Source organism: Vibrio sp. JCM 18905, from assembly GCF_055393305.1.
In genome coordinates this window covers 1,128,996-1,152,583 of sequence record NZ_AP043878.1, presented here as the reverse complement: position 1 = coordinate 1,152,583, position 23,588 = coordinate 1,128,996, and the positions used below count along the sequence as shown (strand labels likewise).

22 protein-coding genes are annotated in these 23,588 nt (G+C 45.5%); 16 read left to right on the top strand and 6 right to left on the bottom strand.

Annotation, left to right across the window (positions count from 1 at the left end; translation table 11 throughout):
• From ACZ5ZC_RS05025 to katE2, 9 genes are all read left to right on the top strand, one after another.
• Positions 1 to 834 (top strand): putative capsular polysaccharide synthesis family protein, encoded by an 834-nt coding sequence (locus tag ACZ5ZC_RS05025; protein WP_006742218.1) that lies wholly within the window; start codon positions 1 to 3, stop codon positions 832 to 834.
• The gene (locus ACZ5ZC_RS05020; protein ID WP_054867509.1) at positions 831 to 1,862 is read left to right on the top strand and encodes a glycosyltransferase family 4 protein; all 1,032 of its coding nucleotides are present in this window, start codon (positions 831 to 833) and stop codon (positions 1,860 to 1,862) included. The genes ACZ5ZC_RS05025 and ACZ5ZC_RS05020 overlap by 4 nt, the downstream gene beginning before the upstream one ends.
• A gap of 8 nt (positions 1,863 to 1,870) precedes the next feature.
• Entirely contained in the window at positions 1,871 to 3,178 is a 1,308-nt protein-coding gene (locus tag ACZ5ZC_RS05015; protein WP_464931452.1) for an oligosaccharide flippase family protein, read from the top strand.
• A gap of 2 nt (positions 3,179 to 3,180) precedes the next feature.
• Complete coding sequence (locus tag ACZ5ZC_RS05010) at positions 3,181 to 3,579, top strand: VanZ family protein (RefSeq protein WP_005392476.1); 399 nt, start codon at positions 3,181 to 3,183, stop codon at positions 3,577 to 3,579.
• A gap of 64 nt (positions 3,580 to 3,643) precedes the next feature.
• The gene (yqfB, locus tag ACZ5ZC_RS05005; RefSeq protein WP_005392475.1) at positions 3,644 to 3,964 is read left to right on the top strand and encodes a N(4)-acetylcytidine aminohydrolase; all 321 of its coding nucleotides are present in this window, start codon (positions 3,644 to 3,646) and stop codon (positions 3,962 to 3,964) included.
• A gap of 50 nt (positions 3,965 to 4,014) precedes the next feature.
• On the top strand, positions 4,015 to 4,614 hold the full coding sequence (locus ACZ5ZC_RS05000) for a TetR/AcrR family transcriptional regulator (protein WP_054867506.1): 600 nt from the start codon (positions 4,015 to 4,017) through the stop codon (positions 4,612 to 4,614).
• A gap of 149 nt (positions 4,615 to 4,763) precedes the next feature.
• The gene (locus ACZ5ZC_RS04995; RefSeq protein WP_464931451.1) at positions 4,764 to 5,798 is read left to right on the top strand and encodes an NADP-dependent oxidoreductase; all 1,035 of its coding nucleotides are present in this window, start codon (positions 4,764 to 4,766) and stop codon (positions 5,796 to 5,798) included.
• Positions 5,799 to 5,813: 15 nt separating this feature from the next.
• Positions 5,814 to 6,431, top strand: coding sequence for a glutathione S-transferase family protein (locus tag ACZ5ZC_RS04990; protein ID WP_006742223.1), 618 nt, complete (start codon positions 5,814 to 5,816; stop codon positions 6,429 to 6,431).
• 289 nt (positions 6,432 to 6,720) lie between these two features.
• Positions 6,721 to 8,160, top strand: a complete 1,440-nt coding sequence (gene katE2, locus ACZ5ZC_RS04985) for a catalase KatE2 (RefSeq protein ID WP_464931450.1) — start codon at positions 6,721 to 6,723, stop codon at positions 8,158 to 8,160.
• 166 nt (positions 8,161 to 8,326) lie between these two features.
• Here katE2 and ACZ5ZC_RS04980 read toward each other — a convergent pair whose 3' ends face one another.
• Positions 8,327 to 9,205, bottom strand: coding sequence for an NAD(P)-dependent oxidoreductase (locus ACZ5ZC_RS04980; RefSeq protein WP_054867504.1), 879 nt, complete (start codon positions 9,203 to 9,205; stop codon positions 8,327 to 8,329).
• Between the two features lie 180 nt (positions 9,206 to 9,385).
• Positions 9,386 to 11,257 (bottom strand): fructose-specific PTS transporter subunit EIIC, encoded by a 1,872-nt coding sequence (locus ACZ5ZC_RS04975; RefSeq protein ID WP_464931449.1) that lies wholly within the window; start codon positions 11,255 to 11,257, stop codon positions 9,386 to 9,388.
• Positions 11,258 to 11,524: 267 nt separating this feature from the next.
• On the opposite strand from ACZ5ZC_RS04975, the gene ACZ5ZC_RS04970 reads away from it, so the two are divergent.
• A complete protein-coding gene (locus ACZ5ZC_RS04970) occupies positions 11,525 to 11,827 on the top strand; it encodes a PTS fructose transporter subunit IIB (protein WP_104970216.1) in 303 nt (100 codons plus the stop codon).
• Positions 11,828 to 11,835: 8 nt separating this feature from the next.
• Positions 11,836 to 12,612, top strand: coding sequence for a PTS sugar transporter subunit IIA (locus ACZ5ZC_RS04965; protein WP_464931448.1), 777 nt, complete (start codon positions 11,836 to 11,838; stop codon positions 12,610 to 12,612).
• A 34-nt stretch (positions 12,613 to 12,646) separates the two neighbouring features.
• Here the strand turns inward: ACZ5ZC_RS04965 and ACZ5ZC_RS04960 are convergent, their stop codons facing one another.
• On the bottom strand, positions 12,647 to 13,489 hold the full coding sequence (locus ACZ5ZC_RS04960; RefSeq protein WP_006742228.1) for a helix-turn-helix transcriptional regulator: 843 nt from the start codon (positions 13,487 to 13,489) through the stop codon (positions 12,647 to 12,649).
• A 385-nt stretch (positions 13,490 to 13,874) separates the two neighbouring features.
• Between ACZ5ZC_RS04960 and ACZ5ZC_RS04955 the strand changes: the two genes are divergently transcribed.
• Positions 13,875 to 15,782 carry a PTS fructose transporter subunit IIABC gene (locus ACZ5ZC_RS04955; protein WP_395196088.1) on the top strand — a complete coding sequence of 636 codons (1,908 nt, stop codon included), beginning with the start codon at positions 13,875 to 13,877 and terminating at the stop codon, positions 15,780 to 15,782.
• 78 nt (positions 15,783 to 15,860) lie between these two features.
• Positions 15,861 to 17,093 (top strand): mannose-6-phosphate isomerase, class I, encoded by a 1,233-nt coding sequence (gene manA, locus ACZ5ZC_RS04950; protein WP_464931447.1) that lies wholly within the window; start codon positions 15,861 to 15,863, stop codon positions 17,091 to 17,093.
• A gap of 129 nt (positions 17,094 to 17,222) precedes the next feature.
• Here manA and ACZ5ZC_RS04945 read toward each other — a convergent pair whose 3' ends face one another.
• Genes ACZ5ZC_RS04945 through norV form a run of 3 tightly spaced genes read right to left on the bottom strand, consistent with a single transcriptional unit; the run spans position 17,223 to position 20,266 of the window.
• Positions 17,223 to 17,561 carry a TehB family protein gene (locus tag ACZ5ZC_RS04945; protein WP_440873310.1) on the bottom strand — a complete coding sequence of 113 codons (339 nt, stop codon included), beginning with the start codon at positions 17,559 to 17,561 and terminating at the stop codon, positions 17,223 to 17,225.
• Positions 17,562 to 17,605: 44 nt separating this feature from the next.
• On the bottom strand, positions 17,606 to 18,754 hold the full coding sequence (norW, locus tag ACZ5ZC_RS04940) for an NADH:flavorubredoxin reductase NorW (RefSeq protein WP_464931446.1): 1,149 nt from the start codon (positions 18,752 to 18,754) through the stop codon (positions 17,606 to 17,608).
• Positions 18,755 to 18,763: 9 nt separating this feature from the next.
• Complete coding sequence (norV, locus tag ACZ5ZC_RS04935) at positions 18,764 to 20,266, bottom strand: anaerobic nitric oxide reductase flavorubredoxin (RefSeq protein ID WP_464931445.1); 1,503 nt, start codon at positions 20,264 to 20,266, stop codon at positions 18,764 to 18,766.
• A 190-nt stretch (positions 20,267 to 20,456) separates the two neighbouring features.
• On the opposite strand from norV, the gene norR reads away from it, so the two are divergent.
• From norR to azu, 3 genes are all read left to right on the top strand, one after another.
• Positions 20,457 to 21,989 (top strand): nitric oxide reductase transcriptional regulator NorR, encoded by a 1,533-nt coding sequence (norR, locus tag ACZ5ZC_RS04930; protein ID WP_464931444.1) that lies wholly within the window; start codon positions 20,457 to 20,459, stop codon positions 21,987 to 21,989.
• An 88-nt stretch (positions 21,990 to 22,077) separates the two neighbouring features.
• Positions 22,078 to 22,728 carry an HAD family hydrolase gene (locus ACZ5ZC_RS04925; protein WP_054867498.1) on the top strand — a complete coding sequence of 217 codons (651 nt, stop codon included), beginning with the start codon at positions 22,078 to 22,080 and terminating at the stop codon, positions 22,726 to 22,728.
• Positions 22,729 to 23,089: 361 nt separating this feature from the next.
• Positions 23,090 to 23,542, top strand: coding sequence for an azurin (azu, locus tag ACZ5ZC_RS04920; RefSeq protein WP_005392455.1), 453 nt, complete (start codon positions 23,090 to 23,092; stop codon positions 23,540 to 23,542).
• Positions 23,543 to 23,588: the final 46 nt, after the last annotated feature.

Here is a 23,588-nt window from a genome sequence, read left to right as displayed (position 1 = left end):
ATGAAGTATTCAATCTCTCGACAATTTGAAAAGAACCGAGAACTCCAAGCTGACAATTTTGTTTTAGTTTACCAAATGGGCAAAGTTGGCTCATCGTCAATTGAGCACACGCTGGGAGAAAGAAATATCCCAAGCTATCACATCCACACCTTTGATGATCACGAAGAATTTCACATGTATCACAATAAAAAAGACGTGAGTAAATTTTTCGATTTCAAAAACCGTGCGCTCTACCGCTTAGTGCTCAAGCAACGAAAACGTATCTTACAAAAACGCGAACAAATCAAAATCGTCACACTGGTCCGCGATCCAATCGCAACAGTCTTTTCTCGTTTCTTTCAAGACCTCCATTTGCAATTTATCGAAGGCAAAAAGAATGACGCAATTCACCGAGATATGGCAGTCACGTATCAGCACCTCGAACATTGTTTCGATAACTATATCAATCTCAACTATTTTGCGGACTGGTTCGACAACGAGTTAAAACGTAACTTCAATATCGATGTGATGCGTCAAGAACTGGACAACACTCAACCTTTCTTCACATTCAAGAACGAGCAAGCCAACGTCATGCTAATCAAATGCGAAAAGCTCAGCTCTCTCGATAAAGAAATTGGTGAGTTTCTCGGGCTGCAAGACTTCGTGCTGAAAAACAGCAATGAAGCGAAAAACAAGTGGTACTCCAATATCCACCAGCACTTTAAGCATCACTACGACTTTTCAAAGCTGTTCTATATGTACGATCTTCCCTTATATCGCCACGTTTATTCAGAACAAGAACGTGATGCTTTCAAGCATAAATGGATGCAGACAGCAGGAACAAAATCATCATGAAAAAAGTGCTCCATATTACAGAAGCCTTCGGAGGTGGCGTTCAAACCGCCCTCTATAGTTATGCTCACTCCTCTCGAGATGAGCCCTATCAACATTTCTTGCTAGCCAGAGCTCGAGAAAGCGACTTAACCAATGAGAACAACCATCATATTTTCACACAGACCAAATGGGTGGAAGGCAGCTTACTTCAATTTGTTCGCGATGCAAACCACATGATTGCATCACTTACGCCTGACGTTGTGCATTTGCACTCGAGTAAAGCGGGATTTCTCGGGCGATTTCTAAAACTTGGCAAGGCGCGCTTGGTTTACACTCCGCACTGTTATGCTTTCGAACGTGAAGATATCTCCGAACTCGCGCGCCAGCTCTATAAAGCGCTAGAGAAAGTAAAACTAAGCAAAATTGATGTGGTGGCAGGCTGTAGCCAACGAGAATGTGATCTGGCGATTAGCATTGGCGCGAAACGTGCTGAACTGCTCAACAACTACGTGTCTTATCAAAGTGAAGAGCGTTTAGTGCGAAACAAACAAGAAGCGCTGCGACTTGTTGTGCTTGGTCGTGTTGCGCCCCAAAAGGATCCACAATTTCTCATCGACACATTGCAACACCTTAATCGATATGCGCTTAACCGCCCATTAGATATCACTTGGATAGGTGGCGGTGACTACACACTTGAACAAAAATTGCGTACAGAAAATGTGGATGTGACTGGCATGTTGCCTCGTGATGAGGTGGTTAAAAAGCTCAAGGGTTCAGACCTTTACTTACATACTGCAGCATGGGAAGGGATGCCGTTAACTATTCTAGAAGCAGCCAAATTACATCTTCCTATGGTAATTCGAACTATCGGCGCGACCAAAGATCTCAACTACCCATTTTTAGCGCTAACACCTGAAGAAATGGCCAAGCAGATCGCGCACTGTGTCAATCATTATGATGAAATTGATTTTTGCCAATATACAACTGAGTTAAACGACGCCTTCAGTGAAGAAAAACAGCGCCTCGCACTCAATAATATTTACGGTTAAATGCCTCTATGTTTCACACTATTCAACAAAAATTACTGTTGATGCCCAGCGGTAAAAAAAGCTTGTTATCTACTGGATTGAAAACCGCAATCACGCGTGTGTTGAGTGCGCTATTTGCTTTTTTGCTGACACTGATTGTATCGAAGACCAGTGACGCTTCGACGTCCGGTCAATTTTTCTTTTTATTTAACCTAGTCTCACTACTCGCGATCGTTTCTCAGCTAGGTTTTGATGTCTCATTAGTTCGCTACAATGCGATCGCCTTTAATAACAAAGAGACACTTCAACAAAGTCATAACTATAAAACAGCACTTTATCGAAGTATGGCGTTTTGCTTGCTAGCCATTGCCGTTTTGTTGGTAGGATTTAATCTGTTTCCTGAACAGCTAAACCAGACCCAATCGCCAATGCATGCGATTACTTTAGGCTTGTTCTGCATACCGTTTTTAGTGCTTGCACAAACCAACAGTCGTGTGCTTCAAGCATGTAGAAAGGTCGTGTCATCACTGTTCGCTTTACAGCTTGGCGTGAGTATGTTGATGGTCTTTTTTGTCTTTGGCTTGGACTATATCGGTCAGCAAAATATCAACAATCTGATGACCGCACTGCTTCTGGCGAGTATGAGCGTCGCGGTAATATCCAGTGTTAATTGGCTAGGTTCAGGTCATTATCAGACATCGGCTTTCGTACCAAACAAAAAAATGGTCGCTTCTGCCAAGCAAGTCTGGATTGGCAGTATCTTCACGAACGTTCTTCAATGGGGAAGCCTTGTCATTGCGGGCTTTTTTATCTCAACAGCGGAACTCGGTCTATTAGCTGCAGCTCAACGTACATCACTACTGATTGGCTTTGTGCTGATTACCATTAACTTTGTGGTCGCCCCTATGTTTGCCTCTCTCTACAAAGAACGCCAAATGATCAAACTGCAAAGCCTGAGCCGTTTAGCTTGCCGAGCCAACGTTGGTTTGGCCATTGTGCCCGTGATTATTTGCACTCTATTCCCAGAGTTTGTGATGCGGTTTTTTGGTGAAGAGTTTCTTGCTGCTGCGCCACTGTTAGTCGTCCTGTCTTTAGGGCAGTTAGTCAATGTTGCGACTGGCTCTGTAGGATTTTTATTACTCATGAGCGGTCACGAAAGAACCATGAAATACATTACAATTTCCTCCGGCACAATCTCTATCTGCTTGCTCATTGCGCTTTGCCAAACGTTCGGTGTTATTGGTGCAGCATGGGCGATGGCAATTGGCATGGCAATTCAGAATCTAGCAGCGTTGTACTTTGTAAAACGTTACTTAGGCTTCTTTCCAATAGGTTAATTATGGTTTCAATACTGACACGGATAAGTTTTGTTTTCGTTCTGACGCTTACGGCTTCACTCTCTTTGTGGAAAAGCTCTGACTTACACCATGCCACTTACCTGCAAATGGAAACCTACTTAGGTGGATCGAGTACGCTTCACTTTACTTTCAGTTTATTGATCGGCTTTTTATCGGTCTTCACCTTTCCCTCTTTAGTTAGTTCAAGTAAAGCCGACGTCTTTGGCATCCGCCTTTTGCTGCTGCTGTTGGCTATCGTTTCAATGGAAGAAATAAGCCAACTTTTTATTCCAAGTCGCTCATTTAGTTTTGATGATCTCAGTACCAACTGGATAGGCATTATCTCGGGTTACTTTAGTGCCAAGTTGATCCGCGTCCTGCGCACTCGCTCGTTCTCTTGAAATAAGCACCTCAAGGTTATTTGGGTATATAATTACGCCAAACAATCAGACTAACGAGTACATCATGTCATCCCACCCAACCAAGATTACCTTTTTTGAATTCTTAACCCCGTTGATCACATCAGGCAAAAAAACGATTACGATTCGAGATGAATCAGAAAGTCACTACGTTCCAAATACAGAGGTCGAAGTTTTTACCCTAGAGACGGATCGTAAAGTCTGCAACATCAAAATACGCTCTGTAGAACCACTCAACTTTGAAGATATCAATGAGTTTCATGCTGAACAAGAAGCCATCGAACTACCAAAACTCAAGCAGTTAATTCGAGAAATCTACCCAAATACCGACACGCTATTTGTGATTGAGTACGAGCTAATCAAATAACCCACAACAAAAACTAGACGACTGGTCTAATTCATTCTATAGTACGCTTCATGAACGCAAAGACGAACGACACACGCCAACATATTCTCGACGTCGGATACGAGTTAATCGTAAACCGAGGGTTTACGAGTGTTGGCCTTTCAGAGCTTTTAAAAAAGGCCGCGGTGCCGAAAGGCTCGTTTTATCATTACTTCAAATCCAAAGAACAATTTGGTGAAGCGATGATTCAAGACTACTTTACTAAGTATTTTGAGCGTTTAAACGCACGCTTTACCAATACCGATCTGAATGGCTACCAACGCCTAATGAGCTACTTTGAAGAAATGGTCAAAGTAGAAGACGACGTATGTAATGCGAACAAATGTTTGTTGGTCAAGTTAAGTGCGGAAGTCTCCGATCTCTCAGAGCCCATGCGTATAGCGTTACGCCAAGGTGCAGACAAAACCATTCAATCAATGGCGTATTGCATTGACGTAGGCATTCAAGATGGCTCTATCCCAAATGGTGACAGTGCTTTATTGGCAAGGCAGATATACTACCTTTGGAACGGCGCAAGCTTGCTGAACAAACTGTATCAAGATCAGGCAGCATTAACGCAAAGTCTGACCTATACTCAACATCTACTGCAAAACACGCGAACTTGCCCATAGTAGGTAGCGTAAAAGTAAGATGAACACCCTACATGTGTTTCACAGTTGGTAATAACTCCTGTGATAGCACAATACACTTTCCCGCTCTATGAGCGGGATATTTTGAAATCGAAACTAGACGACCGGTCTAATCAATAAGTGAGATAAATATGACTAACGCAACAAATCGCAGAATCGTACTCGCGTCACGTCCCCATGGTGCACCAACAAAAGAAAACTTTCGTCTAGAAGAAGTGGCGAAACCGACTCCTCAAGATGGTGAGATGCTACTGAGAACCGTTTATTTATCTCTCGACCCATACATGCGCGGTCGCATGAGCGATGCCGAGTCATACGCCGATCCTGTTGCGGTTGATGACGTAATGATCGCTGGCACAATTTGTCAGGTAGAAGCATCGAACCACCCAGATTATGAAGCGGGTGAATGGGTTCTTGCATACACTGTTGGCTGGCAAGACTACGCCATCTCAACTGGTGAGATGGTGATTAAACTTGGCAAAGAACCACAAAACCCATCATACGCTCTAGGTGTTGCTGGCATGCCAGGCTTTACCGCGTATATGGGCTTGCTCGATATCGGTCAGCCAAAACCAGGTGAAACCATTGTGGTAGCAGCCGCGACGGGCCCTGTGGGCGCGACTGTTGGTCAAATTGGCAAAATCAAAGGTTGCCGAGTTGTTGGTATTGCAGGCGGAGAAGAAAAGTGCCGTTACGCCAAAGAAGTCCTTGGCTTCGATGAATGTATCGATCACAAAGCTGACGACTTTGCAGAACAGTTGAAAAACGCCTGTGATCAAGGTATCGATGTTTACTTCGAAAACGTAGGTGGCAAAGTATTCGAAGCTGTAATGCCACTTCTGAATACCAGCGCACGTATCCCACTTTGTGGTTTAATTTCTCAATACAACGCAACAGAACTGCCTGAAGGTACCGACCATCTTCCATTATTAATGGGTAAGCTGCTGACTAAACGAATCAAGGTGCAAGGCTTCATCATTTTTGATGACTACGGACATCGTTACGGTGAATTTGCGCAAGATATTAATCAATGGTTGGCAGAAGGAAAGATCCAATACCGTGAACATCTAGTACAAGGACTGGAGAATGCACCAGAAGCATTTATCGGTCTGTTGGAAGGTAAGAACTTCGGCAAGCTTGTAGTACAGATTAACGACCCATTATAAGGAAGGGATAAATAAATGATTAAACTTCACCATCTCAATCAGTCTCGCTCAAAGCGCATCATTTGGTTACTTGAAGAGCTAAATGTGGATTACGAAATCGTGCCTTATGTTCGTGACAAAGTGACCTTCATGGCACCGCCTGAGCTAAAGAGCGTTCATCCGCTCGGTAAATCGCCTCTGCTTGAAGATGATGGCGAGTTCATCATTGAATCAGGCGCGATGACCGAATATTTGATTGAGAAGTACAGTGATGGTGCGTTGGCTCCTGAGCGTGGGACGAAGGCGCACACTGAGTACCTACAATGGATGCACTTTGCTGAAAGTTCAGCAATCTTACCAATGTTGTTAAAAATCTTTATTAGCAAAGAGCCAAACGAAACTCAATTTCTATCAGGCTATGCTGACAAAGAAGCGATGAACGTTCTGGGTTATTTCGAGCAATCGCTAGAAGGCAAAACTTACCTAGTAGAAGAACGTTTAACTGGCGCAGACATCATGATGTCATTTATTGTCGAGCTCGTGCATAAGTTCGGTTTGGCTGGTCACTTCCCGAATATTGAGCGTTATGGAAAACAACTCGCAACGCATCCAGCGTTTGAAAAAGCTGAGCAAATTGAAGTGAAGTACTCCTAATCATTCCGCCCCTTTGATGTTCAATAAAGCGATATCAAGGGGGCGATTTCCGACGTTAGCCTTGTCAACAAAGCGCAATTCATGCAAATGCCAGCGTGCTCTTTTTACCCTTTTCGCCAATACGTTAATAAACCAATCATAAAAATCAGCTAAGAATTTGATTCTAAGTTACTTTTCATCATCGTTACCACCTATTGAATTGATAAGCAGTATCAGTTTTTGCTTCCAGCTTTTCCGTAATAATCTTCTCTTCAGTTGCTAAGGTATTGATCCCTGGAGGGGAAGAAAAATGACAAATAAGAAATTAACCACCGCCGCAGGCTGTCCTGTCGCCCATAATCAAAATGTGATGACTGCAGGTCCTCGTGGTCCCCAACTACTGCAAGACGTTTGGTTCCTTGAAAAACTGGCACACTTTGATCGTGAAGTGATTCCTGAGCGTCGTATGCACGCCAAAGGCTCAGGCGCTTACGGCACCTTTACTGTGACTCATGACATCACAAAATACACTCGCGCGAAGATCTTCTCGGAGATTGGTAAAAAAACCGAACTATTTGCTCGCTTTACCACTGTTGCGGGGGAGCGCGGTGCCGCAGATGCAGAGCGCGACATCCGTGGTTTTGCGCTAAAGTTTTACACCGAAGAAGGCAACTGGGACTTGGTTGGTAACAACACGCCAGTGTTCTTCCTCCGTGATCCACTAAAATTTCCAGATCTAAACCACGCGGTGAAACGCGATCCACGCACCAACATGCGCAGCTCGACAAACAACTGGGATTTTTGGACATCACTACCAGAAGCATTCCACCAAGTTACGATCGTTATGAGTGATCGTGGTATTCCAGCGTCTTACCGTCATATGCACGGCTTCGGTAGCCACACATTCAGCTTTATCAACGCAGAAAACGAACGTTACTGGGTGAAATTCCACTTTAAAACTCAGCAAGGCATCAAAAACCTGACTGACCAAGAAGCAGAAGCGATCGTAGGTAAAGACCGCGAAAGCCATCACCGTGACCTTTACGAAGCGATTGAGCGTCAAGACTTCCCTAAATGGAAGATGTACGTACAGATCATGCCTGAGCTAGAAGCGGATGAAGTGAACTTTAACCCGTTCGATCTAACAAAAGTATGGTCACAAAAAGATTATCCATTGCTCCCTGTAGGCGAGTTTGAACTGAACCGTAACCCAGAAAATTTCTATGCGGAAGTTGAGCAATCCGCGTTTAACCCGGCAGCTATCGTTCCCGGAATTGGCTTCTCGCCAGACAAAATGCTGCAAGGCCGTCTGTTTGCATACGGAGACGCGCAGCGTTACCGCCTAGGTGTAAACCATCACCAAATTCCAGTTAACGCGCCTCGTTGTCCGGTACACAGCTACCACCGCGATGGCGCAATGCGCGTTGATGGCAACTTTGGTTCAACACTAGGTTACGAGCCAAACTACAAACAAGAATGGGCAGAGCAACCAGATTACTCTGAGCCACCTCTACGCATCAACGGCCATGCTGATCATTACGATCACCGTGTAGACGAAGACTACTTCAGCCAAGCAGGTGACCTATTCCGTCTTATGAGCGAAGAACAGCGTCAAACTCTATTCGACAACACCACTCGTGCAATGGATGGTGTGCCAGACTTCATCAAAGAACGTCACGTTAACCACGCCTACCAAGCGGACGAAGCTTACGGCAAAGGCCTTGAGATTGCGCTAGGCTTAAACAAGTAAACGGACACTGCACCAGCAAATGCTGTGATAAGAAGACATAAAAAAGGAGGTGCCCCAAAGCACCTCCTCATTCAAGTTCGTTAATCACACACTAATGTTCAAGGGGAACGATCATGATCAACTTAAATTTCTTCAAGCTCTTTGATACCAAAGAACTGTTTATCTACTACTGATTCTTAGCCACGGCTTTAATCAGAACAGATGTATCCATGCGACCTAAACCATCGCGTTGAAGGTCTCCGTATTGCTCATCCACTTTCTTAGTCAGTGGGAGCTCTAGACCCACTCGCTCTGCTTCTTGCAGACAGAAGCCTAAGTCTTTGCGCATCCAATCAATCGCGAAACCAAAATCAAACTTATCTTGCGCCATTGTCTTGGCGCGGTTTTCCATTTGCCATGACCCTGCAGCACCGTGCTTGAGTGTTTCAACTACTTGTTCAATATCCAAACCGGATTTCTGCGCGAGTAACAACGCTTCGCTCAAGCCTTGAAGCACGCCACCAATACAGATTTGGTTTACCATTTTACAACGTTGACCTTGGCCATTTTCACCCAGAAGGGTCATTTGCTTTGCATATACGTCCATCGCTGGAGACACACGATCAAAAATGTTCTGCTCGCCACCACACATGATGGTTAGTACGCCATTTTCTGCGCCTGCTTGACCACCAGATACCGGAGCATCAATGAAGTGATTGCCATATTTGGTACAAGCATCGGCCAATTCAACGGCTAAATCAGCGGAAGTCGTGGTGTGATCAACCAGTACCGCGCCTGCTTTTAGACCGACTAGAATGCCTTCTTCACCGTATACAACGCTACGCACGTCATCGTCATTACCGACACAAGTAAATACGATATCGCAACCTTCTGCCGCTTCTCGCGGTGTCTCACACGCAATGCCGTTGTATTCTGCAGCCCATTTATCAGCTTTGGCTTTGGTGCGGTTGTATACTTTTGTTTCATATCCCGCTTTGCTCAAATAGCCCGCCATTGGGTAACCCATAACACCCAAACCAATAAATGCTACTCGTTGTTTTTCCATTGCACGCTTCCCTTAGTTCACCTGACTGAAATGTTTTGTAACATGCTACTAAAGAATTGAAAACATTACTCGTAATTTATCCTTCACTCGCGGCACAAATAAAAGCGAACCGCGATGTTGGAGTAAATACCAAAAGCATTCATCAGGGTCATCGAGGAGACATTTCTCAGAAGTTAAATGTTAAGACACTCTACGAGCTTGCAACAAAGCCGTGGCGTTCAACATGGCATCCTTGGTACTGACATCCAAGACTTGGATTTTTCGAAAGCGTTCCGGTTCTTTAATCGCCACATCGTGAGCAAAAATCACAAACTTGGCTTTCTCGATGTCTTTCTCGGTAATTCGGTTGATGACGCCATTTGCGCCTTGGGTTTCGACTTTAATCTTAATGCCGAGTGCACACGCTGCTTTTTCCAATGACTTCGCCGCTAAGAACGTATGTGCCACACCTGATGGACAAGATGTGACCGCCAAAACATCCGCCTCACCTTCGCCTTGAACAGAGCCATATACTTGAGAATGACCAGTGTAACTCTCATCTTCGGTGACGGTTTTCTTTAGTGCAATCACGATCAACGCCGTGGTAACAGAGCCCGCAATCGTGCCGATGATGTACCCAATTTTTCCATCCACAACAGGGAGAACAATCCAACCGCCCCACGGTGCATGGTTCATTACGTGGAACATAAAGCCAATCACGTTACCAACGACGCCACCCGCCACAATAGCGGGTAATACTCGTGCAGGGTCGCCAGCGGCAAAAGGAATCGCACCTTCGCTAATACCGATCATCCCCATAATACCTGCGGCTTTCCCCGCTTCGCGTTCATCTCGCTTGAATTTACTCGGCGCCAAAAACGTGGCTAGTGCCATACCCAATGGCGGCGTACAAATCGCAATACCGACTCCGCCCATCAACCATGGTTGCGTGTTCACTTGGGTTTGAGCAAACAACGTCGCCACTTTGTTAATTGGGCCACCCATATCAAACGCGGTCATTGCCCCAAGCACGGTACCGAGCATCACTTTGCCTGAGCCCGCCATGCCCGTCAGCACCTCGTTCATGGTGGTCATTGCGCTGGCTATCGGAGCACCTATCACCCACATCACCGCGCCGCAAGTAACAAACGTACCGACTAGCGGATAAATAAAAATCGAGCCAAGCGAACTCATGCTGTCTGGTAGCTGAATTTTCTTTAATAGCCAAACGACAAAGCCAGCAAAAAAGCCGACCACAATCGCACCTAAAAAACCCGTATTGTAATGACTGACCGCAATCCAAGATCCAATCATACCCGGTGCAAGGCCCGGCTTGTCGGCAATGGAATAAGCAATGTAACCACCAAGCACGGCAGTAAACAATGTCAGGCCAGCAATCCCCATTTGGGCAATATCGGCCAAAATGCCCTCTTGTGGTACACCACCGTGACCAGAGATCATCACCGACAACGACAACAACACACCGCCCGCAACGATAAACGGGATCATGTGGGATGTGCCAAACAGCAGGTGCTCTTTAATGCGGCCAAGTTTTTGCGCCCAAGGGCTCAGGGGTTCTGATGCAAATTCTAAAGAAGTTGGGAGAAATTCATTGGATTGGGTTTGAATATCAGTCAACATCTCAAGCGCTTCTTCTCGCGATTGAGCCTGTTTGAGCTTTTCAACAAAGCCGTCTTCGATAATTTTGGTGGAAATTTGTGCCAATACTTCAATGTGATGATGATCATCACCATCTGGGGACGCCAGCATGAAAAACACATCGGACAGCTCGCCATCTTCGGCGCCATAATCAATCCCATTACGGCTGATCCCGACCGCAACAGCCGGTTTTGCTACAGCATCACTTTTGGCATGAGGGATAGCAATACCATCATCAAATCCTGTGTTACCGATCTCTTCTCGTTTCCAGATATCTGCCAAGAACTGGCTTTGACTATTGAGCTTGCCGGCGGCCTCTAGCATCTCGACCAGCTCTTTGAGCGCTTCATCTTTGGTTTGAGCTTTTAGATCTAAACATATCGTTTCCAGCTCAATTAGGTTTGTGATGTCCATTGTTTTACCTTCCAATATTCACGCTCGAATATATACCCAAGTGAGTTTGAGATACAGGATCCCCTGGCTCGTATGTGTTCCTACTCATTTTATTTGGGCATAGATTAACCAGTGCCTACCCTTTGATATATAGGACTAAAAGTGCATTAACTGGATTAATGTAACATGAGATTAAAACTGTGATAGAGCTCTTGCGTTAATCCAGCTCAAATCAATTCAATCTGCGGTGGCTGTGCTAATATCCACAAAAAATAAAATGGATAGAACATGAAAATCGTAGCGGTGACAGCATGCCCTACAGGCATCGCTCATACTTATATGGCAGCAGATGCACTAATGAAAGCTGCGCCAAAACATAACGTGCAAATTAAAGTAGAAACGCAAGGTGCGATGGGGATAGAAAATCAGCTCACTCCTCACGATATCGCTCAAGCGGATCGGGTTTTGATCGTGTCGGATATTGAGATAGAACAACTAGGCCGATTCGAAGGGACGCGCAAAATTCAAATCCCCATTGAAGAGGTTTTGCTGAACGTCGACAAAGTATTCCTCGTCCACTGCCGCGACTAAATTTGCAGATGAACGAATACCAAATCACCTTTTTCGTCGATAATGCAAATGCCAGTGCGCACCTTGCTCAGCCACTCAATCGAGTGGCAAAGAAGTTCAAAAGTACCTTACATATCATTAATGTAACGCAAAATCGTGTTGCGGAACTCACCAAGTCCGTGGCGATTTTGCAAGCAGGTCTACAACAAGGTGATTTGTGTCAAATCACAGCGATTGGCATTGACGCAGAGCTGGCCTGCTTCGTCATAAAAGACATGATTGCTGAACACTTTACGGTGGTGGGATCTCATATCAACTATGAGTTTTCTAGCCAACTGGCCGAGCGTTTACCGCAAATTTGCCCACCTTGTGAAATCAAATGGCAGTACGCCAAAGCGCATACCGAGCTCACCAAGTTTGAATGCCTTAAAGGATTAGCTCAGCTGATCCACCCCATTCATCCCGACGAACTGATTCTTGCTTTTATTAAACGCGAAGAACGTTCATCAACTTGCGTGACTCCGGGGATCGCTCTACCGCATGTGATGTTTTCAGGTGTTGACCATATTTCCATTGCCGTTATTGCAAATGACAAGTCGATGGATTGGGCTTCAAAGATGGGTGATGTTCATCTGGCTATAGCACTGGTGATGCCAGAAAAGCCGACCCGAGAACAGATCATTGCGGCTACTAACCTCACACGAAATCTGCTTACCGATCAAATGGCGGAACGCCTACTACTAACAAAAAGCAGCGTCGACTTACAAGCGCTGCTGATGTACGCCATGTCGAGGCTGCTTGCCTAAACTTCTCTATGATTTACGCTCTCTGACTGAAGGCTTAAATCGAACCACGATATTCCGTCGGCGTTCTGCCTGTACGGTTCTTAAATACTCGGCAGAAATAGTTCACGTCTTTAAATCCGCAGCGCACTGACACGTCATTGAGTTTGAAGTTGTATTTCTTGAGCATAAACTTCGCACGATCCACGCGTACCCAAGTAATGTAGTCTGCCAAGGTCATGTGCCCCTGCTGACGGAACAAGCGCGACAAATGGTTCGAGGAAATACTGAATCTCGACGCAATGCTGTCACGCGTGATTGGGCGATGGAAGTTCTCTTGAATGTAGATGCAGATCCCTTGATAGAGATCTTGCACACGGCTATGTGACTGCTGCTCGACTGGCGCATCCAACATCGTCTTCGCGTATTGCAGCAATGCTTGCAGTAAAAGCTCATCCATTGGTTTTTTAGTATTCTCACGAGCCAGTGAGCTCAACGCTTCTAAGATGTTATCTATCGCAAATCCTGAGCGCGTTTGGATGCTATGCTTTTGAATATCGTAAAAGTTTGCCTCACCTTTGCGTTTGCTCACCAAACTCAACCCAAGTTGTCGACGCCCAAACAAAATACTTAACACTGAGCAATCGGTATCCCAGTCTGGTTTATTCCAACAGTTAGGTGGAATAAATATCGCGTCGCCTTTTTTAGCAACGATGTGCGTTACTTTTCGATCATGACTTTCCATTTCATTAATATATTCCCCATCCAGAACTAACTCTAGGCGAGGGAAATTAACTTGATAGCTAAATTCAGGCGGCGTATGAAAATCTCCTGCAAACCAAATATTATGAAATGGCTCTCTTTCATTTAATACAGCTGAAATTAAATCATGAAAAATCATTGTCTCACACTCTATATATGCATCAATGATGCTATTTACTATAGATATACACCGGACTGGACTTTTGTGCTATTGAGCAAAATTACACTTCCATTTTAATGTTACAAAAATCCAGTTGACGCATCAAATCTCCAGTAACAAAAACTCTATCAACAACACTCAATCCCTTTTAAAATGGGAGAAAAGCCACATTTCACTTATCGTTTAGCTTCTTATCCATCATTTCACAGATATGCAGCTAGATTTGTCCAGTGAACGATCTAAATCACAATATAGTGAGTCGGTTACAATCCTCCAGTAAATGCATTTTTTCTTCACTACAGTCTTTTTTTCAGTAATTTAAAAATACCCCTGAAATAAAAATTATATTTATAGGGGTTCTACAATGATCACCAAACTAATAAATGAAGACTTAATTAAGCTTGATCTTAAAGCGTCTTCAAAAGAAGACGTATTTAAAGAACTGGTTGCAGTTCTACACGCCCAAGGTCGTATTTCTGACCAAACACAATTTCTTGCAGATATAAAAGCACGTGAAGAATTAGGAAATACCGGATTTGAAGATGGCGTGGCAATTCCACACGCGAAAAGCGCCGCTGTGATTGAACCGGCGGTTGTGATCGGCGTAAGCAAATCAGGTATCGAGTACGGCGCGGAAGACGGTTTACCTTCAAAGCTGTTCTTCATGATCGCTTCTCCAGACGGTGGCGATAACCACCATATCGAAGTACTTGCAGAACTATCTTCAAAATTGATTGAAGATGGTTTCATCGATGCGTTCTTAGGCGCAACAAACAGCCACGACGCACTGGCACTCCTTCTTGCTAAAGAAGAACCGCAACCAGTGACAGATGCTCCAGCAAACCAAGGTTTCATCATTGGTGTTACTGGTTGTCCTGCGGGCGTTGCGCACACTTACCTAGCAGCAGAAGCGCTAGAGAAAGGTGCAGCGGCGATGGGCTACGAAATCAAGGTTGAAACGAACGGTTCAATCGGTGTGAAAAACAGCCCAACCGCAGAAGAAATCGAGCGTGCAGACGCAATCATCGTGGCATGTGACAAGCAAGTCGACATGAACCGCTTCGCGGGCAAACGCGTGGTTAAAACCAACGTAAAAGCCCCAATCCGCGATGCTCAAGGACTGATTAATGAAGCGTTAAACGCACCGACGTACCAAGCTGAGTCCAATGGCAATACGCAAGCGTCAGTTGCAAACAAAGCTTCTCAAGCCCGTTCTGACTTATATCGCTACTTGATGAACGGCGTATCACACATGATCCCCTTCGTCGTAACGGGGGGTCTGTTGATTGCCCTTGCTCTTGCAGTCGGTGGTCAGCCAAGTGAAGCGGGCATGGCAATTCCTGAAGGCAGCATGTGGAACCAAATCCTCAACGTTGGTGTGGTTGCCTTTACGCTGATGATCCCAATCCTAGCCGGTTACATTGCTTACGCGATTGCTGACCGTCCTGCTCTGGCTCCTGGCTTGATCGGTGGTTGGATTGCAAACAACGGTTCTTTCTACGGCGCAGACGCAGGTACAGGCTTTATCGGTGCCATCATCGCTGGTCTGCTTGTGGGTTACTTCGTGAAGTGGATTACGTCGATTAACTACCACAAATTCATTCAACCTTTGGTGCCAATCATGATTGCGCCAATCACAGGTTCGTTGTTCATCGCAGGTCTATTCATCTTCGTTATCGGCGCGCCAATCGCAAGCCTAATGGACGGTCTGACTGCGCTACTAACGAGCATGAGTACAGGTAACGTCGTTCTACTAGGTATCGTACTTGGAGGTATGGCTGGCTTCGATATGGGTGGTCCATTCAACAAGGTCGCATTCCTATTCTCTGTGGGCATGATTGCGAGCGGTCAAACTCAATTTATGGGTGCGATGGCGTGTGCAATCCCTGTTGCACCTTTAGGCATGGCACTGGCAACGGCGCTTGGTCGTAAGTTCGACCTGTTCGAAGAATCAGAAACCGAAGCGGGTAAAGCCGCAGGCGCAATGGGTCTGGTGGGTATCTCTGAAGGTGCGATTCCGTTCGCAGCGCAAGATCCAATGTCAGTGATTCCTGCAAACGTACTTGGATCAATGGTGGCGGCAGTAATGGCGTTCTCATTCGGCATCACCAACAGCGTTGCTCACGGTGGTCCCGTGGTCGCTCTGCTTGGCGCGATGAACCACCCAGTCCTTGCTCTAATTTGTATGGCAACTGGCGCAACGGTTACCGCAGTAACGTGTGTAACGTTGAAGAAAGTGCGTAAAGCAAAAATGATGCAAGCAGCCGCTTAATCATCCCCTTCCCCCAAATGGCTCCTATGGCTTGGGCAATGTCGCCTAAGCCATGATTTTCTCGCATGGTGACACTCTATGTCTGATTTAACGATGTCCGATACACAAACGATTCAAACTCAAGCTAAGCATCCGATGTTTTTCCTGATGAACAACGTGATTCAAAACTACGCTTGGGGCAGTACTACTTCTGTTAACCAACTGTTTGGCATTGAAAACCCAACGGGCGAACCACAAGCCGAAGTATGGATGGGCGCGCATCCAAACGGTTGCTCAGTGGTGATGGTAAACGGCGAGGAGACCAAACTCTCTTCACTGATTGCTCAAGACATGAACGCCTTTCTGAGTGAAGAAGTCGCAAACCGTTTTGGTGAACTTTCATACCTGTTTAAAGTACTTGCCGCTGAGAAAGCGCTGTCGATTCAGGTTCACCCAAACAAACAACAAGCAGAGCTAGGCTTTGCACTGGAAGAAAAACAAGGCATTCCCCTAACCGCTGCAAACCGTAACTACAAAGATCCAAACCACAAACCAGAATTGGTTTACGCGCTAACCGAATACCAAGCGATGAATGGCTTCCGCCCAACAAGTGAAATCATCAGCTTCTTCTCTGAGCTGGCGATTCCTGAGCTGCAAAGCTTGGTGGATGACCTTATCGACAATCAAACTTCCAAAGGCTTGACGAGCTTCTTCTCCGGTCTATTGTCATTGGAAGGCGAACAGAAAGAGATGGCGTTGACGGTGCTATTGGCACAAGCTCGCATCACCGACTTACCTATATTCAACCTGATCTTGGAGTTAGAAGCGCAATACCCGGGCGACATTGGTTTGTTTGCGCCCTTGCTACTCAACGTCATCACGCTGAAACCAGGCGAAGCGATGTTCTTGGATGCAGAAACGCCACACGCGTACTTGAAAGGGACGGGGCTTGAGATCATGGCGAACTCAGACAACGTGCTACGTGCCGGTTTAACGCCGAAGTATATGGATGTAAAAGAACTCGTTGCATGCACACGCTTCGAAGAAAAGCCATTCGACAACCTACTGCTTGCGCCAATCGAAAACGACGACATGTTGGAATACCCAGTTCCCGTCGACGATTTCAAATTCGCGATTGTAAAGCAGGCCAACCAACGAACACTTTATGTAAGAACCGCAGAAATCCTTTTGCCGCTAGATTCCCCGCTCGTGATTACACACGCAAATGGTGAAACATGTGTAGTAGATAAAGGCCAATCTGTTTTCATTCCGGCTTACGCAAAACAATACACCTTGAATTGCGAAGGTCGCGTTGCACGGGCTTACAGTTAATATCGCTGATTAAGTTCACATGTCGTTACTGCCAATAAGCAAAAAAGAGCAGAGAAACGTCTCTGCTCTTTTACTTAATATGCGCTTTTCCCGATAAATTCACGCAATAATCAAATTGTCTAGAAAGGTTTACTGCTTAGCGTGGAACATCGCTTGTCCACTTTTATCTTTATTCGACCAAAAGTTAATATTGAACTGTGCATCATCGCTCATTTCAATACGATGCCAATACTGTGGCGGGCTTGTCGCGAACTGACCTGCGTTGATCACGACGACCATTTCAGGCTCTGTCTCGAATTCATCTGCAAAACCATAATAGGTGACTTGCCCCTCCATTACGCATAACTGCCCAAACACGCCTTCGGCTGTATTGTGATGAGTTAGAAGAGCTGGAGGCACACTGCCTTTGGTAAAAAATGGCGTCGAACGTTGAACCGTCCAGTCTTTCGGAATACGAAGATGTGACATGGTTATACCCTCTTTGAATATAAAATTGTGCTGCTTGAAGCGAGTTACGATTGCGCGACTTGAGACAGTTCACGCAGTAACGGAAAAGCCTGAGCCACTTGCTCACCCGTCACAACAAACCCTGTCAATATGCTTTGTTCATTTTCAGCTTTTGCCACGATGCCAGATTGAGAAATCTGCACATTCCAATTCGCGACAGCACCGAAGTCCCCGGCAAGCTGAATTGGGTAACTCGGCGTTTTGACTTTTACCATCATTGGCGGCAACTTCAATTGCGCTTCCTGCCCAAGCAACAGCTTACCTAAAACATTAGCGCTCAACACGATTGGCTGAAGGTATGGAAGCATACGCCCTTGTATCTCGGCGCAATCGCCCAGAGCGAATACATTGTTCGCAGAAGTCTGCAGCTTAGCGTCGACAGCAATGCCTTTCCCAACCTCTAATCCACAAGCATTCGCTAATTGAGTGTTTGAACGTAAGCCCGCGGCAGAAATCACTACATCAATCTCGCTCACTTCACCGCTGTTCAAAATCGCTACCAACGAATCGGCGGTACGATTCACCTCAACAACCCCATTTCCCAACGCCAGTTGAATGCCTTGTTGCTTAAGTTGGCTTTCCAGAGGCAACGCAACAAACTCAGGAATAAGATTGGCAAGCAAGCGTTGGTTTGATTCAACCACCGTAACGGCTTTACCGCTGCTCGCAATATCCATTGCAATCTCAACGCCAATCAAACCACCACCGATAACCATTACGCGCTTTGCTTGACTGATTCGCTCTTCTGCGAGCTGATACTCTTGTAACGAATTGAGCGTTAGGACATCGCCAGAAGCATCACCTCGCATTGGAGGAACAAAGGCTTTCGCGCCCGTTGCAAAAATCAGTTTGGAGTACGCATAAACTTGTCCATCTGCTACCACTTGTTGGGCTTGCGTATCCACACTATCAATTTTAGTGTGGGTTAATAACTCGATATGGTGCTCTTGGGCAAACGCTTCTCCCGTTTTTACCACCAGATCCCCCGCGGTCTGTTTTCTACTGAACACATGGCTCAAATCGGGCTTGTTATACTCCGCACCGTCATCAGCGGTGAATACTTGAATTGACACCTGTGCATCCATTCGACGCACAGTTTTAACCAGTTGATACGCAGCAAAGCCACTGCCTATGATTACAATTGGTGCTTGCATCACAGCTCCTTAACCCTTGAACTCAACAAATACATCTTTACCCAAGTGACACTCAGGGCAAAGGAAGTAATCCGGAACGTCTGACCACACGGTGCCTGGTTCAATTCCTTGATTAGGCTCACCCTGAGCAGGGTCATACACCCAGTTACAAACGGTGCAAATCATGCATTGGCAATCTGATGGATGTGCCTCTGAGCTTGGATTAATAAGCTCCCTTTCGACCACTGCTTGCGTTTCTACTTGTACAACGGGCTGCGATTGAACTTGCGGTGCAGACGCAGCCATCATCGGAGCCGCAACAGGACTTGTTAGTGGATGTTTCGCCCACAGTTTCGCGATGCTCTTACCATGTTCACGACACTCACGCATCGCTTTACCATCTGGTCGCCATTTGGTTTTCAGGCTGACTGCCGTTTCAAAACCCGCGTCGGTCAATCTTGCGTGGATACGGTCTACCGCACCACCATTCCAGCCATAACTACCAAAGGCAGCGGCTTTCTTGGCTTTAAAACGAAGACCTGTGATCTCCTCCAGCATGCCAGCAATCTTCGGCATCATGACGTTGTTCATGGTAGACGAGCCAACCAAGATGCCTTTAGAGCGGAACACATTGGCGAGAATTTCATTCTTATCGTGCTTAGACACATTGAAGACTTTAACTGCGACACCCGGGTCAACATCGTGGATACCCTGTGCAATCGCGTCCGCCATCATTCGGGTATTGTTCGACATAGAATCGTAGAAGATGGTAATACGATCTTCTTGGTAGTTATTCGCCCATTCCAAATATTGCTCGATGATTTGAACTGGGTTATCGCGCCATACAATACCGTGTGAAGTTGCAATCATGTCGACAGGTAAGTTGAAGCTCAGTACTTCTTTGATTTTGGCTGTTACCAAGCTGCTGAACGGCGTTAGAATGTTTGAGTAGTAACGCAAACACTGTTCCATCAGCTCATTTTGATCCACTTCATCATTGAATAAGCGTTCATCGCAGTAGTGCTGACCAAATGCGTCGTTACTGAATAACACTGCATCGCCAGTTAGGTATGTCATCATGCTGTCTGGCCAATGCAGCATTGGCGCTTCTACAAATACCAATTGTTTACCGTTACCAATATCGATGCTGTCACCCGTTTTTACCGTTTTAAAGTTCCATTCGGGATGATGGTGATGGCCAACAATCGAATCAATCGCCGCTTCCGTACAGTAAATTGGCGTGTTCGGAATCTTCTCCATCAATGCAGACAATGCGCCCGAGTGATCTTCCTCTGCATGGTTCACGACGATAAAATCGATCGTCTTAAGATCGATTTCCATTTCTAGGTTCTGGATAAATTGCTGGCTGAATCGATGATCGACCGTATCGATCAGTATGGTTTTCTCTTCACGAATTAGATAACTGTTGTAACTGGTGCCTTTTGTCATTTTGTATTCTGTACCATGGAAATCTTGAACTTCCCAATCGCGTTGACCTACCCAGTGGATGTTGTTTTTTACGTGAATTGTCATAATTACTACCTTGAATGACGGGATAAACAAAAATAATTTCTTCTTGTACTGCACTGGGCATGCCAACTTTTAATTGCCATATATTTCAATAATTTAATTAAAATAAAACTTTAAAAACTGTCATTTAGACACAATTGAAAATTGTCATTAAGACACTACAATGGTCATATTGACACAATTGGTATTGGCTATGACTTCTTTAATCGCGCAATGGCTACACATCACGCAAGACCTTAACTCAGCGCTCACTCAACAGGCTCGCTTCGATACCTTATTAACCACGATTCGAGAGGTATTAAAATGTGATGCATCTGCTCTTCTTTTGTATGAAGATCAGCACTTTAAGCCGCTGGCTATCAATGGCTTAGCAAAGGAAGTATTGGGACGCCGTTTTTCTATAAACCAACACCCGAGATTGGAAGCCATTGCACGCGCTGGCGATATCGTACGGTTTCCATCGAATAGCGACTTACCCGATCCCTATGACGGGTTAATTCCGAACCACGACGACAAGCTGCACGTCCATTCATGTATTGGTCTCCCTTTGTTGATCGACGATCAATTGATTGGCGCGATCACTATTGATGCCTTCGATCCGAATCAGTTCGATGGTTTACTCAATCAAGAACTACGCTTTGTAAGTGCGTTAGCCGCGGGTGGCTTGCACACTGCTCTACTACTGGAGCAGTTAGAAACACAAGCAAGCTTGCCACGTGATTCTTACACTGAGAAACGCACGCTAAGCAACGAAATCATTGGCAAATCTGCTGGAATGAAAGCACTTCAAGAGCAAATCGATGCGGTGGCAGATACCGAGCTATCTGTGTTGATAATGGGTGAAACAGGGGTTGGTAAAGAGCTCGTCGCAAACGCAATTCATCATCGCTCTCACCGAGCCAATAATACCTTGGTGTACTTAAACTGTGCCGCGTTACCTGAGTCTGTCGCAGAGAGTGAGCTTTTCGGTCATATCAAAGGTGCTTTTACTGGTGCTATCAGTAATCGGAAAGGTAAGTTCGAACAAGCAGATGGTGGCACACTGTTTTTGGATGAAGTCGGCGAACTGTCGTTAGAACTGCAAGCTAAGTTACTTCGAGCTCTCCAATACGGCGACATCCAACGTGTGGGTGATGACCGCCATATTCGAGTCAATACACGCATTGTGGCGGCAACGAACCGTGTTCTGCATGAAGAAGTAAAAGCTGGCCGTTTCAGAGCAGATTTGTACCACCGTTTGAGTGTATTCCCTCTTCATGTCCCTCCACTTCGTGAACGTGAAGACGATGTCGTGCTACTGGCTGGTTTCTTTGCAGAGCAACTACGCAGCAAGTTGGGGCTGAACAGTGTTCGACTCTCTCCCACTCTAGTTCAAGCACTTAAAGATTACTCTTGGCCGGGCAACGTGCGTGAACTGGAACACGTCATCAAACGAGCGGGCGTGCTTGCCAAAGCTAGAACTCAATCGCTGGATATCGAATTGGTGGAACAAGATTTCGATATCAAAGCGTCGAACAATCAGCCCATCACTGAAGAGCCAGGTATACCTAGCTCTTCATTTGAACTGTCAGACGCTGGTTTAAAGCAAGCCACTGACACCTTCCAAAAAGCCATGATTCTAAAAGCACTAGAGCAGAATCAAGGAAACTGGGCTGCAACAGCACGTCAGTTAGAACTCGATAATGGTAATTTACACCGCTTAGCCAAACGGCTAGGTATAAAGTAAAAAAGGATACGGACGGTTTGAATTCCACAAGAAAATCTATCTCGCTTATGTCAAAATGCCCCATCACAATCGAAAAGTCTGTAATGTAATGAACTACCAAGCTGCTATTTTTGATATGGATGGTTTGCTCCTTGATACTGAGCGCGTCTGTATGCGTATTTTCCAAGAAGCATGTGAAGTCCAAAAACTTCCGTTTTATGAAGATGTTTACCTGTCGATCATTGGTCGCAATGCGGCAGGTATTGAAGCAATTTTCCGCAAAGCCTACGGTGAGAACCTAGACCGCCTGCATCATGAATGGCGTACTCGTTACAATGCTGTCGTCAAACACCAAGCCATCCCAGTGAAAAATGGTGTTGTTGAGCTGCTAGAATGGCTGAAAGCACAAGGCTTACCAATCGCAGTAGCGACTTCTACGGCAAAAGAGGTGGCGAAAATCAAACTGGAATTAGCGGGTTTGAGTAAGTACTTCGACAACCTCACCACAGGCTGCGAGGTAAACCACGGCAAACCCGATCCAGAAATCTATTTGCTGGCAGCGAATCGTCTGGATGTAGAACCAAGCCAATGTTTGGCCTTTGAAGATTCCAATAACGGTGTTCGCGCAGCCGTGGCAGCGAATATGGTTACTTATCAGATTCCGGATTTAGTTGAACCTTGCGAAGAGGTAAAACAATTTGGTCATTCCATCGTGCCGTCATTACATGAAGCGTTAGATGCGTTGAAGCAAAATCGCTAAACGTAAACTGCCGCTCTAACTGTTAAAGCTCAGCAATTTGGCTGAGCTTTTTTATGCTTGAGCCTCTCCTCTCACCTTCTCTAATCTACTTCTAATAAATGCCAAGATACTGCTCCAAAGCTTAATAAGATAGACCTTATCTCTGTACGGGGCGTGTTCCTTTCTTTTTTGATTTACCTCACGCCATCGCATGAAATAGGGCCTATGAGTGATCAAATAGTGGAACTAACCAGTACAACTTTGCAACAAAACGTCAATATACCGCTTGAAGCACGTTTTTCGAGTGAAAATTGGCTGATAATGAGAACTATTGGATGAGATTAATCCAAGTCAGCCCAAAATATAAAATGGAGAGTGTTATATGTCTTTACGTTTATTAGCAGCAACCTTCGCATTAGTAGGAATGAGCTTTGGTGCCCAAGCCAGTGCCGAGTGTGAAGTGTCCCTAGATGCTAACGATATGATGCAGTTTTCTACTAAAACACTGAGCGTTCCAGCCACTTGTAAAGAAGTAAAACTGACGCTAAACCACACAGGTAAAATGCCTGCACAATCAATGGGTCACAACGTCGTTATCGCAGATACCGCTAATCTACAAGCAGTAGGTACGGACGGCATGGCAGCAGGTGCAGAAAACAATTACGTGAAGCCAAATGACGACCGTGTATACGCTCACACAAAAGTGATTGGCGGCGGTGAAAGCACCAGCATTACTTTCAGCACTGAAAAAATGAAAGCTGGCGGCGACTACTCATTCTTCTGCTCGTTCCCTGGTCACTGGGCGATCATGCAGGGTAAATTTGAGTTCAAATAAGAGCTAACTAAGTCAAAACAAGACTCACTATAGGGAAGCCATCGCT

Coding starts and splice junctions, on each gene's coding strand:
- ACZ5ZC_RS05025 (WP_006742218.1), top strand. CDS start 1: ATGAAGTATTCAATCTCTCGACAATTTGAAAAGAACCGAGAACTCCAA.
- ACZ5ZC_RS05020 (WP_054867509.1), top strand. CDS start 831: ATGAAAAAAGTGCTCCATATTACAGAAGCCTTCGGAGGTGGCGTTCAA.
- ACZ5ZC_RS05015 (WP_464931452.1), top strand. CDS start 1,871: ATGTTTCACACTATTCAACAAAAATTACTGTTGATGCCCAGCGGTAAA.
- ACZ5ZC_RS05010 (WP_005392476.1), top strand. CDS start 3,181: ATGGTTTCAATACTGACACGGATAAGTTTTGTTTTCGTTCTGACGCTT.
- yqfB (WP_005392475.1), top strand. CDS start 3,644: ATGTCATCCCACCCAACCAAGATTACCTTTTTTGAATTCTTAACCCCG.
- ACZ5ZC_RS05000 (WP_054867506.1), top strand. CDS start 4,015: ATGAACGCAAAGACGAACGACACACGCCAACATATTCTCGACGTCGGA.
- ACZ5ZC_RS04995 (WP_464931451.1), top strand. CDS start 4,764: ATGACTAACGCAACAAATCGCAGAATCGTACTCGCGTCACGTCCCCAT.
- ACZ5ZC_RS04990 (WP_006742223.1), top strand. CDS start 5,814: ATGATTAAACTTCACCATCTCAATCAGTCTCGCTCAAAGCGCATCATT.
- katE2 (WP_464931450.1), top strand. CDS start 6,721: ATGACAAATAAGAAATTAACCACCGCCGCAGGCTGTCCTGTCGCCCAT.
- ACZ5ZC_RS04980 (WP_054867504.1), bottom strand. CDS start 9,205: ATGGAAAAACAACGAGTAGCATTTATTGGTTTGGGTGTTATGGGTTAC.
- ACZ5ZC_RS04975 (WP_464931449.1), bottom strand. CDS start 11,257: ATGGACATCACAAACCTAATTGAGCTGGAAACGATATGTTTAGATCTA.
- ACZ5ZC_RS04970 (WP_104970216.1), top strand. CDS start 11,525: ATGAAAATCGTAGCGGTGACAGCATGCCCTACAGGCATCGCTCATACT.
- ACZ5ZC_RS04965 (WP_464931448.1), top strand. CDS start 11,836: ATGAACGAATACCAAATCACCTTTTTCGTCGATAATGCAAATGCCAGT.
- ACZ5ZC_RS04960 (WP_006742228.1), bottom strand. CDS start 13,489: ATGATTTTTCATGATTTAATTTCAGCTGTATTAAATGAAAGAGAGCCA.
- ACZ5ZC_RS04955 (WP_395196088.1), top strand. CDS start 13,875: ATGATCACCAAACTAATAAATGAAGACTTAATTAAGCTTGATCTTAAA.
- manA (WP_464931447.1), top strand. CDS start 15,861: ATGTCTGATTTAACGATGTCCGATACACAAACGATTCAAACTCAAGCT.
- ACZ5ZC_RS04945 (WP_440873310.1), bottom strand. CDS start 17,561: ATGTCACATCTTCGTATTCCGAAAGACTGGACGGTTCAACGTTCGACG.
- norW (WP_464931446.1), bottom strand. CDS start 18,754: ATGCAAGCACCAATTGTAATCATAGGCAGTGGCTTTGCTGCGTATCAA.
- norV (WP_464931445.1), bottom strand. CDS start 20,266: ATGACAATTCACGTAAAAAACAACATCCACTGGGTAGGTCAACGCGAT.
- norR (WP_464931444.1), top strand. CDS start 20,457: ATGACTTCTTTAATCGCGCAATGGCTACACATCACGCAAGACCTTAAC.
- ACZ5ZC_RS04925 (WP_054867498.1), top strand. CDS start 22,078: ATGAACTACCAAGCTGCTATTTTTGATATGGATGGTTTGCTCCTTGAT.
- azu (WP_005392455.1), top strand. CDS start 23,090: ATGTCTTTACGTTTATTAGCAGCAACCTTCGCATTAGTAGGAATGAGC.